The 14,442-nt window shown below is 48.4% G+C and carries 11 protein-coding genes and 2 pseudogenes; 11 read left to right on the forward strand and 2 right to left on the reverse strand.

What is annotated here, in order from left to right; genetic code table 11:
• From IXB50_RS17080 to IXB50_RS17130, 11 genes and pseudogenes are all read left to right on the forward strand, one after another.
• Window positions 1-1,435: pseudogene (locus IXB50_RS17080) on the forward strand (hypothetical protein); the annotation flags it as partial.
• Window positions 1,432-3,171, forward strand: coding sequence for an efflux RND transporter periplasmic adaptor subunit (locus IXB50_RS17085; RefSeq protein WP_215610201.1), 1,740 nt, complete (start codon window positions 1,432-1,434; stop codon window positions 3,169-3,171). The pseudogene IXB50_RS17080 and the gene IXB50_RS17085, both read left to right, overlap by 4 nt.
• Before the next feature lie 89 nt (window positions 3,172-3,260).
• Window positions 3,261-3,737: a FixH family protein gene (locus IXB50_RS17090; RefSeq protein ID WP_215610202.1), complete on the forward strand. Its 477-nt coding sequence runs from the start codon at window positions 3,261-3,263 to the stop codon at window positions 3,735-3,737.
• Between the two features lie 126 nt (window positions 3,738-3,863).
• Window positions 3,864-4,778, forward strand: a complete 915-nt coding sequence (locus tag IXB50_RS17095) for a class I SAM-dependent methyltransferase (RefSeq protein ID WP_215610203.1) — start codon at window positions 3,864-3,866, stop codon at window positions 4,776-4,778.
• A gap of 24 nt (window positions 4,779-4,802) precedes the next feature.
• Window positions 4,803-7,982 carry an efflux RND transporter permease subunit gene (locus IXB50_RS17100; RefSeq protein WP_215610204.1) on the forward strand — a complete coding sequence of 1,060 codons (3,180 nt, stop codon included), beginning with the start codon at window positions 4,803-4,805 and terminating at the stop codon, window positions 7,980-7,982.
• A gap of 99 nt (window positions 7,983-8,081) precedes the next feature.
• Window positions 8,082-8,513, forward strand: coding sequence for a MarR family winged helix-turn-helix transcriptional regulator (locus IXB50_RS17105; RefSeq protein ID WP_215610205.1), 432 nt, complete (start codon window positions 8,082-8,084; stop codon window positions 8,511-8,513).
• Entirely contained in the window at window positions 8,506-9,009 is a 504-nt protein-coding gene (locus IXB50_RS17110) for a hypothetical protein (protein WP_215610206.1), read from the forward strand. Before IXB50_RS17105 ends, IXB50_RS17110 begins: the two co-directional genes overlap by 8 nt.
• Before the next feature lie 112 nt (window positions 9,010-9,121).
• A complete protein-coding gene (locus IXB50_RS17115) occupies window positions 9,122-10,591 on the forward strand; it encodes a multicopper oxidase family protein (protein WP_215610207.1) in 1,470 nt (489 codons plus the stop codon).
• A 51-nt stretch (window positions 10,592-10,642) separates the two neighbouring features.
• Window positions 10,643-10,822 (forward strand): annotated as a pseudogene (locus tag IXB50_RS17120) (DUF4058 family protein); the annotation flags it as partial.
• Between the two features lie 539 nt (window positions 10,823-11,361).
• Entirely contained in the window at window positions 11,362-11,922 is a 561-nt protein-coding gene (locus IXB50_RS17125; protein WP_215610209.1) for a hypothetical protein, read from the forward strand.
• 222 nt (window positions 11,923-12,144) lie between these two features.
• Entirely contained in the window at window positions 12,145-12,759 is a 615-nt protein-coding gene (locus IXB50_RS17130; protein ID WP_215610210.1) for a hypothetical protein, read from the forward strand.
• Window positions 12,760-12,966: 207 nt separating this feature from the next.
• On the opposite strand, the gene IXB50_RS17135 is transcribed toward IXB50_RS17130, so the two are convergent.
• The gene (locus IXB50_RS17135) at window positions 12,967-13,239 is read right to left on the reverse strand and encodes an acylphosphatase (RefSeq protein ID WP_215610211.1); all 273 of its coding nucleotides are present in this window, start codon (window positions 13,237-13,239) and stop codon (window positions 12,967-12,969) included.
• 120 nt (window positions 13,240-13,359) lie between these two features.
• Window positions 13,360-14,385 carry a tRNA dihydrouridine(20/20a) synthase DusA gene (gene dusA, locus IXB50_RS17140; RefSeq protein ID WP_215610212.1) on the reverse strand — a complete coding sequence of 342 codons (1,026 nt, stop codon included), beginning with the start codon at window positions 14,383-14,385 and terminating at the stop codon, window positions 13,360-13,362.
• Window positions 14,386-14,442: the final 57 nt, after the last annotated feature.

The following is a 14,442-nucleotide window of genomic DNA, read 5'->3' on the forward strand; positions in this document are numbered from 1 at the left end:
GTCGAAAAGGCCTGCCTCCACCGTCTCCTCCTCAACTCCAAGAAAGTATTGGTTAGGGGAGGAAGTGAATTTATACGATCAATACAGTGTGCGTGCTGTTGACCAATCGGATGCCACTAAGCTACTTGGGTTTAAGGCCCTTGATTCGGGCATTTGGTTCCCCTTTGGCCAAAATTATGGACAGTTGCGTCACGATATCGTCACCGATCCAAAGTACGTAAGCCCAAAGTTGGAAAGAGCAGCTCCAATCGCCTGGAGTCCCACCGGAAATATTCGTGATTGTTATGTTGTCACCGAAGGTTGGTGTGATGCCTTTATTGGAACCCAGCGGGGAAATACAAACGTTGCGGCGGTGGCTGGCGTCTCCCATATCGTTAGCACCTTACCAGCTAATGGTGGGCAAATAGCGTTATTTGATGCTGATGGTATGACCAATGCCGCAGTGATGCAGCAGTTGATAAAAGCAGGGAAGCATCTAAAAGGAAAGATTCAGCTAATCCCATTGGAATTTGGACCAAAGGCAGGCTGTGAAGAGTTTTTTAATGCTGGGAACACGGCTGAAGATTTCCAGACTCTACTGAAAGATGCTGTTTCTCCCAGAGTCTTCCTAGAACGTTGGCTGACATTTCTACTAGAGTGGGGGCAGGAGTTACCCAAGAACATTGCCTCCCTGGATAAGCTGTATCAAAAAATCTTTGAGCTGGCCTATCTGTGCGATCGCAATGGCAAAACTCTCTCAGCAAAAATTGAAAGATTTGTTCAGCTCCATAGTAAGAAATGGATTGGCAGGGCGCTGACATTACCACAGATTCGCAGCTTTAAAGCGAATGCAGAGAAACCTTATCGAGAGCAGGAAGCTAAGACTCAGTTAGAGAAACGAAAGGAAGCCGCAAAAGATAGCATATCCCGTGGTTCGTGGGCTGTTAAGCACTGTCTAAATGATGCGGTAATCATTTCACCTGCAGGACAGGCAACCATGGCCCCATCAGGTGCGATCGCAGGCCTTATGGAAGTTTGCTGGGGCAATGAGCTGAAATACCGTCTAGACTGTAACAGCTTCTATGCCTATGGCAGGACTATCCCCGGCAAGTGGGAAAGGGTATCTAACAGAGAAGTTAAGGAACTTATCCAGCGTGAACTAGATGCGGCTGGAGCTGAAGGATCTTATGGACTCACATCTGTGGAATCTTCCGCAACATTGCTCGCTCAACGGGTATCGATGCGGGAATGGCCAACAGAACACAACTTAGTTCCCTTTAAAAATGGAGTCCTAAGACTTTCAGATCATACTCTCCTGCCCCATAGGCCCGAGTATGGTTTTACCTGGCAGTTGCCCTATGAGTATCTACCAGGCGTGACATGTGACCCCATCCTTGAATGGTTGCATGGTGTGAACTGCGCTATCGACGTTGAGGTTGTGCAGCTGTATCCATGAGTTCTCCACCTGAGTCTACTGAACTACAAGGACTAGAGGAAAATTTGCCCATTGAAAATCCACCTGACCCATCAATCCCCTGGTGGAGAAAATCGGGGAAGGCACTCTTAGGATTAGGCGTCTTTGCCTTATTGAGTACGGGGATTGTTGGCGCAACTCACATGCTTACATCAGGTATGGAAGGCCACGACATGGGCGGCCATGGCGGCCATGATATGTCTGGCCACGATATGGGCGGCATGTCCCATGACGAGATGATGCGGGTGGATGGGGCCTTTAACCCAACACCGGTAACAGTAGAAGTTGTGAAATCAGCTCCGTTGGATGCCAGTGTTAATTACACCGGAGCAATTTTGCCCTACACAGAGGTCACTGTTTATCCCCGTGTGGCGGGTCAGCTCTCAAACTATGATATTTACCCTGGTGACTGGGTCGATGCGGGTCAGTTGTTAGCTAATCTGGATGCCATTGAGCGGGTCAGTCAGACGAGTGAGGCCCAAGCATCGGCCACAGCACTGCTTGCTACTGCGGAAGCCAGTCAGTTTGAGCTGGAAGAACAACAACAGGAAATCATCCAAATTCAGGCGGACCTCGACTATCTCATTCTAGCAAGAGATCGCTTTGAGACCCTGACGGCGAAAGGGGCCACATCCCAATCTCAGTATGATTTAGCGGCATCCCAGGTGGATGCTAAACGAGCCATGTTGGATGGCGCTAAGGCCAAACTCATCCGCTTGCAATCTAAGGTGACCAGCGATCAGGCCCAGGTAGAACGTGCCCGTGCTCAGATAAATACGGCATCTGCCTTTGAAGGCTACACCCAAATTTCAGCGCCGATTAGCGGCATTGTACAGGCCCGCATGGCCGATCCAGGCGTTGTGGTGCAGCCTGGAATGGGAATTTTCAAAATTGGTGATTATCAGCAGGTCAGGCTCCAGGCCAATGTGGCGCAACAGGATGCTAACCAGATTAGAGTGGGAACACCGATTGTGGCAAAGATTCAGGGCACGGATGCAGGCGTCATTCAAGGAGAAATCACTAGCATTTTTCCCCAAGCGGATTTAGAGACCCGCACGGTCACCGTAGAAGCTGTGGTGGATAACCCAGAACGACAATTGCTGTCGGGGCAGTTTGTGGATATGGAGATTATCACACAGCGACGCACCGAGGCGCTTTCAGTGCCACAAAAAGCTGTTGTGAGCTTTAACGGTGAGGCAGCAATCTGGGTTGTGAATGGCAGTAACGCCCAGCGACGACGGGTAACAACGGGGATGATGAGTCGCGATCGCATCGAGATTATCGATGGTCTTAAAGTAGGCGATCAGGTGATTACCTCGGGACATAGTCGCCTGATCGAAGGAGGAGCTGTGACCGTTGTTGATGCTCTGGGCAACCCCACCGATGATTTTGTAAGTACCGCAGACAGTGCATTAGAACTCTCTCTGGTCAGTCCTGACACGGTGAAAGCGGGTAAAAATGAGATCACATTTATCTTGAAAAATACAGAGACTGGGGAACGGGTAACCGTGTCTGCCGATGATCTAGCCCTCGACATCACCATGCCCATGAAAAACATGGCACCGATGATGGCCAAAGTAGAGTTGTCATCTACGGACAACCCTGGAGAATTCAAGGTCAACACCCATTTAGGCATGAAAGGTGACTGGATTATAGAGGCCACCGTGACTGATGCCGAACAGGCTGGCAAGGCTCGCCTCACCGTGCCAGTTAATTAAAGTCATATCCCTATTGTTTTAATGCATAGGGAACAGCGGGGATGCTGCTCACACAAGTCTACACACACTTTATTCAAACCAATAAAATCATGAAAAAACTGTTATTGAGTCTAATCGCAGTAGGTGCGCTAGTAACTGGCTGTGGAGGGGCATCGACTCCTGACACTGCCACATCAGAGACACCAGACACTGCCGCTGCCACCAACACAATGGAAATGGAGGGTATGGACAGCATGGAGGGCATGGCAGCCACCAGCGAAGGTAATGTAGAAATCACCCTGGTGAGCCCTGATGCTGTACCCATGGGAGATGCAGAACTTTTTGTTGCGGTGAAAGATGCGGCCACAGGTGAACCGGTCACCACTGAAAATTTGGAGGTAGAAATCTTTATGCCCATGGACGGCATGGACGATATGACCACCGAAGCCGAAATTTCACCAGATGCTGAGCCAGGTCAATACAAGGTTGCCACATACCTGGGTATGGCAGGCATGTGGGCCGTTAACACCTCTGTTGATGAAGGGGAGCAACAGGGCAAAGCTCACTTTATGTTTGAGGCCCAATAACTGGCCACATAGGTCTTGGAGAATAAGTCTTCTAAGACACTCAACTTGTTTCTAAGGAACCTAGTGTTCCTTAACTAGGGGACATAGTTTTATCCAAAATCACTCTGAAATATTGCTTCTCTCTTTATGAGTTCTTCTGTAAGTCTGTCATCTCCAGAAAAAGGACCACAGTTACGAACACAGTGTGCAATTTGTCATCACAATAGTCAGCCAGTATTTGAAAAATATGGCTATTGGATTCGTGCTTGTCAAAACTGCGGTCACCACTTTGCCGATCTTGTACCTGATGTTACTCATGCGCAACAGGTGTATGGAGACGATTATTTTGAAGGTGGTGGTGCAGGGTATTCAGATTATTTGGCTGAAGCTAAGCTTTTAAAAAAGCATGGCAGACGCTATGGCCTAAAAGTTAACAAATACACTAAACCTGGACGACTACTTGATGTGGGCAGTGCTGCAGGCTTCATTCTGCAAGGGCTAATAGATACTGGCTGGCAGGGAATGGGGATTGAACCCAATGATCGAGTCGCAACCTATGCCCGAGAAAATCTTGGGTTACCGGTACAAACAGGAACCCTGGAAGAGTTATCCCCTCAAGATTTTGGAAATAATACCTATGATTTGATTACCTTTATTCAAGTCATTCCACATTTTTATAATTTACGACAGGCTCTATCTGTTGCTGCATCTGTGACTGCGTCAGATGGTTATTGGTTAATTGAAACTTGGAATCGTAGTAGTTGGACAGCTCGTGTGCTTGGCCAAGGATGGCATGAATATAGTCCCCCCAGTGTATTGCACTGGTTTTCGCCTGAGGAAATTGCTTCATTGGGGAGCCAGTTTGGATTTCGGGTCGTTGCCAAAGGGCGACCTTCTAAGTGGATAAATGGTGGGCATGCCAAATCGTTGTTGCGTTACAAGTTCCAGGATTCTGCTATCGGGAGACTCTTGATACCACTGCTTAATCTAGTGCCAGATGGTATGGACTTTCCCTATCCTGCTGAGGATTTGTTTTGGATTCTCTTACAAAAATCAAATTAGGGCATAGATTCCTCTGAAGCTCCCATGAAAGAATTTCTCACCCGCTGGTCTATTAAAAATCCGGTTGTTGTCACCGCGATGTATATTGCGGTGATTATGCTGTCACTACTGACGCTTTTTCTACTACCGGTGCGGATGATGCCCTATGTGGAAAGCCCGCTAGTGTCGGTAGTATCCATGGCCCCTGGTTCATCACCAGAGGAAATCGAAACCTATATCAGTAAGCCAATTGAGCAGCGATTGAGCGTCTTGGACGGGGTGCGATTTATCCGATCTAGTTCCCCAAAAGATAATTCTATCGTCACCATTCAGTTTGCCTGGGGAGGCAATGTCGATAAGGCGGTGCAGTCGGTGCAAAACATTATGACAGCGGCTGAAGGTGACCTGTTATTTGATGGCATTAACTTTAGATCCTACTGGGTGCTGCCGATTGACCCATTAAATCGTCCTGTACTGACGCTGGCGCTCAAGGGTGAGAATTGGGACCCCCTCCAACTGAGAGAATTTGCTGACAATACGTTAGTGGATCGGCTTACTCAGGTGGAAAATGTGCAGGCCGTATCCATTTTTGGGGGCTACCGTCGTCAGCTGCAGATTGTTGTAGATCGTCAGAAGCTGGCGGCCTATGGACTGTCTATTGTGCAGGTGCGGGATGCCATTGATGCTAACAACATTAGCCAAAGCGCAGGAACTTTAACCCAGGGAGATAGCGAAATTCTGGTTCGCACCGATGAGCGCACCCTGGGGGCTGCCGAGGTCATGGATTACCCCGTTTTAGAACAAAATGGGCGGGTGGTGTATGTGCGAGATGTCGCAACGGTTAAAGACACCTATGAAGAACGACGCAGCGGCTACCGTTACAACGGAGAATCGGCCCTAGCGGTCAACGTTATTCAGCAACCAGACTCTAGTTCCCCCCAGGTAATCCAGCGGGTCAGGATGGAACTGGAGGCGATCCAAAACGAATATCCTGGCATCGAATTTCAGGAAGCCTATGACAACTCCTACTTAGTTAACCTGATTGTCAGCAGTACGTTCCAGGAGCTGTTGGTGAGTGTCGTTCTTGCTGGACTGGTGATTTTGGTCTTTCTCGAAGACTTCCGGTCCACGGCGATCATCATGATCTCCATTCCCACTAGCTTGGCCCTTTCCACCCTGCCGTTTATTCCCATCGGCATGTCCCTCAATTCCTCCACCCTGATTGGCATGATGATGGCTATTGGTAAGCTGGTGGATGATTCGATTATTGTGCTCGACTCTATTGATCAAAAGTTACGAGCAGGGTTGATGCCCGTTCAGGCGTCAATTAAGGGCACTGGAGAAGTCTTTTTGGCCAGTGCAGCGGCAAGCTGTGTGATGATTGCGGCACTGGTGCCCACGATTCTCTCGGGCGGTCTCACGGGGCTTATGTTTGTCGGCATTGTGTGGCCCATGGTGTTTGCATTTGTAGCTTCGTTGCTGGTGTCAATTACGCTGATTCCTTTGGTGGCCGCGTTTACCCTCAAGCCCCACAGCGACAAGCCTCAGCGGCGTACCTGGCTACAGCTCCTGACCACACCTGTGCGTTTTGGCTTTAACAAATTAGAACGGGGCTATGCCTGGTTGCTAGATCTGTGTATGCGGAATCGAGAGATCACCCTGGCCATTGCAGGGGCTTCAGTGGTTCTGGCGATAATGCTTTACGGTCTTATTCCCCAAGAGATGATGCCCCTGGGAGATTCGGGACAGTTTGTCGCCACCCTAGAAATGGAGGCAGGCACCTCGTTCGCAGCCACTGATGCAGCAGCAGGTCGGTTTGAAGACATTATCTTGCAACAGCCAGAAGTAGAGAAAGTCTCATCCCAGATAGGCTTTGAGCTAACGCGGAATAGCACCTACTTTACGAGCTACAGCATGGGCGGTGTGAGTACGGCAGCAATGACGGTGACTATCACTCCCCTGAATGAACGGCAGCGGGACATTTGGGAGATTATGGACGGCATTGAAGCGGAGGCCAAACAGACCATTCCCGGTATTCGTCGGATTGGAATTAAGGAAATGGGTGTGGATGTGATGGCCACTTCTGCGGCTCCCATTCAGCTGGCGGTATATGGCGATGACTTAGATACACTTCATCGCTTAGCTCAAGGTGTCTTAGACATTGCCGAGGCCAATCCTGATCTTAAAATGCCGTTTACGAGTTCGGCCCTGTCCCAGCCCGAGTATCGGCTCAATATTGATCGCCGCCGTGCCCAGGAACTAGGTCTGACGGTACAGGCGGTGTCCCAGCAAGCCTACTATGCGCTCAATGGTGGCATGACACGTCGCTACTATAATCGCCCCAACCTCCGACAGAATTCTATTCTGGTACGGTATGACGAAAATGCTCGTGGTACGATGCAGGACCTGTCAAATACCTATATCACCACCAAAACAGGCCAACAGGTTCCCCTGAGCACAGTAGCGACGCTTGAACCCCGCCAAGGTCCCACATTGATTGAGCGTGTGAATGGTAAGCGAGTGGTGTATGTGAATGGCTATTACCGCAAGAATGCTCCTGCATCTATGGATTTGTCCATGGCGATCGCAATGCAGGCAGGCGAAGAACTAAACTTCCCCCCTGGCTACGGTGTCGATTCCATGGGGGATATGACCGACATGATGATCGAATTTGCCCGGTTGCTCAAGGGATTGCTGGTATCTCTGGTGCTGCTTTACATCATTTTAGTGATTCAGTTTGGCTCGTTTATCCAGCCCCTGGTGATGATGCTCTCTGTGCCACTGCAGCTGGTGGGTGTATTTGGGGCATTGCTACTGTTCAATCACACCCTGTCCACCGTATCGATTTTGGGCATTGTCATTCTTTCTGGGGTTTCACTATCGGCGGCAATTTTGTTGCTAGAGCTGATTTTAGCGAAGCGAAAGGAAGGGGTGCCGCGTGCGATCGCAATTCGTCAGGCTGGTCCTATCCGCCTCAAAGCCATTGTCATGACCACCGTCACCACCCTAATAGTCATCGTCCGATTAGCCTTCTTCCCAGAAACCGGAATGGACGCCTATTCCCCCATTGCCACCGTTATCTTGGGTGGCCTGGTGATGTCTACACTGCTGACTCTGGTAGTGGTACCCGTCGTCTATTCCTTCGTGGATGATGCGACAGAGGCATTCAAACGACTGAAACAACCCTCAAAGAGAAAGCAGTTAGCCCGTGCAAAGCTTTCTTAGGAACAATAGCCCAAGGGACTAGCTAACTGCATCATGAAATTAGTTGCAAGATACAACTAAATAGTTGCATAATCGAACTATTAGTTTGATTTTATCTGTGTGTCCAATTCTCCTGATTTACAAGGTCAGTTAATCGCTCTAATTCGCGCATTTGGTTTGCACCGACCAGACCAAACACCCTGTGGACAGCCAGTGACGGTGGCAGAGGCCCATGCCCTTATGGAGCTATCTAATGGGCAATCGCTTTCTCAAAACGAATTGTCCACACGCCTCAGCCTGGAAAAAAGTACAGTCAGTCGTCTAGTCAAAATCTTAGAACGACGAGAGTGGCTCCAACGCAATCGGAGTGAAGCAGATCGCCGAGTAATGCAGCTGGCACTGACAAAAAATGGACAACAAGTAGCGGAACAACTTGCCACTGCACGTCGAGAAAAGTTTGATCGCATCCTCTCTGCAATCCCCAATGGTCAACAGACAGTTGTACTCAATTCCCTAAAAATTCTTGTGGAGGCTATCCATAAAAGTGAATAATCAACTGATCCATCGTCCAAAAATCTTTTGGATAGCGGGGCTGATTGCGCTAGCCATTGTTATCGGAGCCAGTCTATATCGGCAGGCTGTTCTCCATCAGCGACAGGCTGAAGTGGCCATGCGAGGGGCACAGGTAATGCCCTTTGATTTAGAGAAAACAACCCACCACTTTGAGCCATTACCAGATGGGGGGCTGCAAACCGTAGTTGCCGACAGCCCAATAGACCCTGAGCAGGTAAAACTCATTCAGAGTCATCTAAAAGAAGAGACTGCTAAATTTCAAGCCGGTGATTTTTCTGATCCTGCCGCTATTCACGGGGATGCCATGCCTGGATTAAAACAGCTCAGAGCAGGCCACCGTAACATGACAGTTGAGTACACAACGCTGCCAGATGGCGGGCAAATTCGCTACACTACTCAACAGCCTGCCCTTGTTGCAGCTGTACATGATTGGTTCGCAGCGCAGCGCTCAGATCATGGCCACCATGCCCAGTAAAGATTTCATCGTCATTTCACAATTTGTCGCTACTATCAAATTCTACTGAAATTGTAAGTTCCTCTAGTCTCTTGGAGTCCTGACAGTTTGATAGGTGAGCGTTATGCCATCCATGAGTTTTCAACAGTTTTCAATTAAGCGCAGGAATTTTCTAAAGCTAAGCGCAGTGACAACAGCATCAATGTTGTTATCCCAATGCTCTAGAGGAACATATTCTCTCAGGGAGACATCCTCTAATCTACTACTACCAGACGTAATTAAAAGTGCGAACGGCTTACTCAGCCTAGATTTAGAAGCGAGTGCTCAGTCAGTTTCCTTAAATGGAAAAAACGCTAACCTATTGACCTATAACCAGCAATTACCAGGGCCTCAGCTGGAGGCAAAGCCAGGTGACACAGTACAAATTCAGTTTACCAATCGACTCAATCAGCCAACTAACCTTCACTTCCATGGTCTACACATTCCCCTCACAGGCACCGGAGATAATGTTTTCCTAGAAATCTCTCCTGGCGAAAGCCATACCTATGAATTTCAAATTCCTGAAGATCATCCAGCGGGCACGTTTTGGTACCATCCCCACTACCATGGGTTGGTGGCTAAACAATTATTCGCGGGACTGGCCGGATTGTTTATCGTGCGGGGAGCCTTAGACGATATCCCTGAAGTCAAAGCAGCCCAAGAGACCGCTTTAGTTCTTAAAGATTTGGCTTTAGATCGCCGAGGTAACATTCCCAACCCTGGTCATATGGCCCAGATGACCGGACGCATTGGTGATTTGCTATTGGCCAATGGTCAACTTAACCCAGAAATCACGGTGGCCCAGGGAGAGTTACTGCGATTAAGACTGCTGAATGCTTCGCCGTCCAGGTTTTTCCAGCTTTCGTTGGAAGAACATTCACTCTTTTTGATCGCTACGGATGGCGGTGCGATCGCAGCTCCTGTAGAACTCAACAACTTAGTCCTAGCACCCGGCGAACGAGCTGAAGTTTTGATTCGTGCCACCCAAACATCAGGACAGTACCGTTTACTCAATACTCCCTTCAATCCAGCCCAGGGCATGATGGGCGGCGGAATGATGGGCGGTGGCGGAATGATGGGTGGTCCCTCAAGTCAAAAGCGTACTGAAACGGTTGCCACACTGGCCTACAGTGGGACGACTACAGAAACACTTTTACCCACTGCATTATTGCCCATAGAACCTCTACCTGAACCATATATAGTGAGGCAGTTTACGCTAAATCACGGGCACGGCATGGTGTTTTTAATCAATGGGCAAGTCTTTGACCATAACCGCGTTGATACCCAAGTGAGCCTCGGTACCATCGAAGACTGGGAAATCATTAATACCGGTACCATGGCACATCCATTTCATGTCCATGTCAACAAGTTTCAGGCGATTAGCCGAAATGGGCAGACCGACCCCTACGCTGCCTGGAAAGATGTTGTATCCGTCAACCCTGGTGAACGAGTACGCATTCGTATGGCCTTCCAAGACTACACCGGTAAAACCGTTTATCACTGCCATGTATTAGACCATGAGGATCGAGGCATGATGGGAATTCTCGATATTCAATCGGCTTAGGTCTACAAAGACGACCTAAATTTAGAACCAGAACTCAATGCCCCCAGGCAAGACTTATATTCCTTTAATTTGCCAGCCCCAATTTCTACATTTCCACTGCCGCTACAGGACACTGAACCAGACCCCATCGTTAATCTGCAAAATTTACTAGGCGATATCTATGACCAGTCAGGATATGACTTGGATGATTTGAAGAACAATTGTTCTTTCGTTCTCCGCTGTACCTATTAAAAGACTGAAATTAACCTGTTCAACATAGGGGCCACCTGTGCTGACTGAAGAGCTCAATTCCCCAGATAGCTTTAGTGGCTAAAGCTATATTTAGGATGGAGTTAAGCTAACTATTTTTTCAGTGATTGCTGCAAGGACTGTGAGTAAGGGAACTCAAACTTTTGAATGGTGGAACTAAAAACCGATGTCTAAAGCTCAGATTTAAGCTAATTTTTTTCAGCAATGGTTGAAAGAGGGCGAACGAGGGGACTCGAACCCCCGAATGGTGGAACTACAATCCAATAGTCTGGATTAATTCTTAAGGTCAACCAGTGACGCAACAATGACTGATACCTTTAGGCGGTAGGGTTGCCGGACTACAGCGTCATCCACAGTACTAAGGATAGAGTCCTCCTCTCATAAGGTAGTAGTGGAAACGCAACCATCCCAACATATCAACACGTTTGCTAAACCGCATCTAACAAGTTCACCCTCTGGGTTACGAAAAATCGCAGTCTTTGGATGTGGACATAGTCTATCGTCGGTCGCACTAAGTTTCCATGGAAAATTTTTACCGCTATGGCGTATCTAGGCAAGATTTAAATATTCGCGCTGCCCACTCGCTTTGTCGAGCAGGATGGATGCTAGAGGAGGTCAATGGCGTTCTTCAAAACGGCTCCATCAGACCTGAAAGTTTTCAGGTGATTCAACAGCAAACCACGACCCTCGATCAGCTACAACGAAAATTTGGACCTCCGCCCAAACTAAGCCCATCCACCGACGTCAAGCTGATGCAGGTTGACACTAGCAAGACCCTCACCATTCGAGTCATGAATCGAGGTGTAGAAGAAGCGGCAGCCGTACTCACGCATCATGGCTGGCACTTCTCGCAGATTCATGACGTACTTAAACCATCTACTAAACCATTGGAGAACTTAGGGTTTGCCCTAATGCACGATCGACCCGCTGCACGGGTTATCCATCATCATTATTCCCTGCTAACACGCCCCCAGACATTGCATCACAAACGAACCAACTCAGTCGCTAAAACTTTATTCGCACTGTTTTGGTTTGGCGGTCTTATTTTCGTTGGAGTTTCGCTAATGCTTCATATGCTATGAAGTTTTTACGAGGTTATACGACTGCCTCCCGTGGAGCCATACACCACCATATATAAGTATGAGTACAGGATAAGCTATAGGCTCTGGAGGCTAATCGGCCCTAAAAGTAATGCCTGGGTGAAATGTTTCAGGTTAGCGATAAAGAGTTGACGCAGTTGAAAAAGGTTATCTGCTTGGGTAAGTATATTTATCCAGCTATGTACCAGATCGATTTAGAACTATATGAACAACGTTCAGCATGATGCCTTGTTGGAGCAGGCCCTAGATCTAAGAGCTGCTCGTACTCTGTGTAGAGATGGTTGGTCATGCGAGCAGATCAACGCTGTCTTGAAAAACGCTTCAATCACACACCAAGAGTTCGCAACGATTCAAACACAGTCCAGAGATCTAGATAAGCTCCAGCAGGTGTTTGGACCTCCAATAGAATCTTTATATACGGACCATACTGAACCTGATCAATCAGAGATAGACTTTCTCAATCGTGGCCCAGACGCAGCCGCAGAAGTTCTGAGAGAGAAAGGTTGGAATGGATATGAAATCGGCCTTGTGATTCAGGATTCCATGTTTCTTGACTTGGATGAACCTCAGCTAGCGCCACCGCATGCTACCTATGGAAGCGCTGCACCTACTGTCTCCGCAGCATTTCCAACCCAAGATCGCAACGGTTATGCCCTTGGCCATCCCGAGGGTAGATTTGCTTCGATCCCCGTTATTCCCCTGACCGATGAACGTCCCTATCCCCAACGCAAAAGCTCCCGTCGGTCCCTAACTCGTGATGCATTTACTCTGTCGTTTATGGCCGCCTTTGCATTGGTACTCGTATTTACACTGCTGTAAGTAATCTCTGGGCAAAGGACCTTTGCATTGGTACTCGTATTTACACTGCTGTAAGTAGTCTCTGGGCAAAGGACCTTTGCATTGGTACTCGTATTTACACTGCTGTAAGTAGTCTCTGGGCAAAGGCCCTTTGCATTGGTACTCGTATTTACACTGCTGTAAGTAATCTCTGGGCAAAGGGTAACGTTTTCCCAAAGCCCTGCATCTCTAATACTCAATCAGAAACTCATCAAAATGATTGATAGGTAGGCAGTCCTCGACTTCGATGCCTCTGACCCTGGCCCGTTCAGGGCCAATCTTGACCCAGGCGATCAAGGCATCTAAGTTTTCATCAGTACCATCGGCCACAATTTCGACTGTGTGATCAGGCTTATTGGTGACATAGCCCGTCAGGTTTAATTCTTGTGCTTTTTGACGCGTGTGATATCGAAAGCCCACACCTTGTACTCGGCCAGCCACCGTAATCTTAATTCTTGACATCTAAGGGGTGAACTAATTATTGATTCCTATTTTGCAGGAAAATGTAACGTTATTTTAATTTTTATTAAGAGTGGAAATTTTTGTGGCCAAGGTATTTGTTTTTCGCAATCATATTGCCATTTACATTGACAAAGGCGCAGTTATATAAGTATTTATACTCATGATCTCTGGCACCTGAGCTAAGGCAGCTGTCACAGTATCAGGCCCAGCCCCCGGACGACAGCTATGGTCGGTTAAGTGACGTTTCCAAGCACGACTACCCGGAATGCCATGGAAAAGCTGCAACATATGCCGGGTAATGGAATGGAGTTTAGTCCCTTGCTCCGTCCAGCGGGCAATGTAGGGCAGCATGGCCATCACCACCTGATGACGCGTTAAGGCCTCATCCACAGCGTAGATATCGCGATCGGCCAAGGCAAAGATATATGGGGTGTCATAAGCAGCGCGACCAATCATGACAGCATCCACCTGCTGGAGATGGTTGCCAGCATGATCGAGAGTCTTAATCCCCCCGTTAATTTCAATCCATAGCTCAGGATGCTCGTGTTTGAGGCGATAGACATCGTCATAGCGAAGGGGGGGGATATTGCGATTATCCTTGGGGCTTAGTCCGTTTAACCATGCTTTACGGGCATGAACGGTAAAGCGATAACAGCCTGCTGTCGCAACGGTGGTGACAAATTTCACCATATCTTCGTAGCGATCGCACTGATCAATCCCAATGCGATGCTTGACCGTCACCGGAATATCCACCACCGCCTGCATTGCAGCCACACAGTCAGCTACTAACTCCGGCTGAGACATCAAACAGGCACCAAAGTGACCATTTTGCACTCGGTTACTCGGACAGCCCACATTTAGATTGACTTCGTCATAGCCCATATCCTCAGCAATCCGCGCACATTTTGCCAGCAGCTGAGGATCATCACCACCAATCTGTAGTGATAGAGGTTTTTCCTCAGGATCAAACCCCAATAGCTTGTTGCGATCGCCATGGAGAATCGCCTGGGCCGTGATCATCTCGGTATAGAGCAAAGTTTTGCGAGTGATCTGCCGCATAAAATAGCGAAAATGCCGATCAGTGCGATCCATCATCGGGGCCACACTGAGGGGATGTAGGCGTTGGGAAATTGGGGTGGTCAGCATTGGGACAATCAAAAACCTTGGCTTAGTTGGGTGACTCTTCGAGGGGGCAAAGGATCG

It is taken from the genome of Leptothoe spongobia TAU-MAC 1115 (genome assembly GCF_018739885.1).
Taxonomy (GTDB): Bacteria; Cyanobacteriota; Cyanobacteriia; order Phormidesmidales; family Phormidesmidaceae; genus Leptothoe; species Leptothoe spongobia.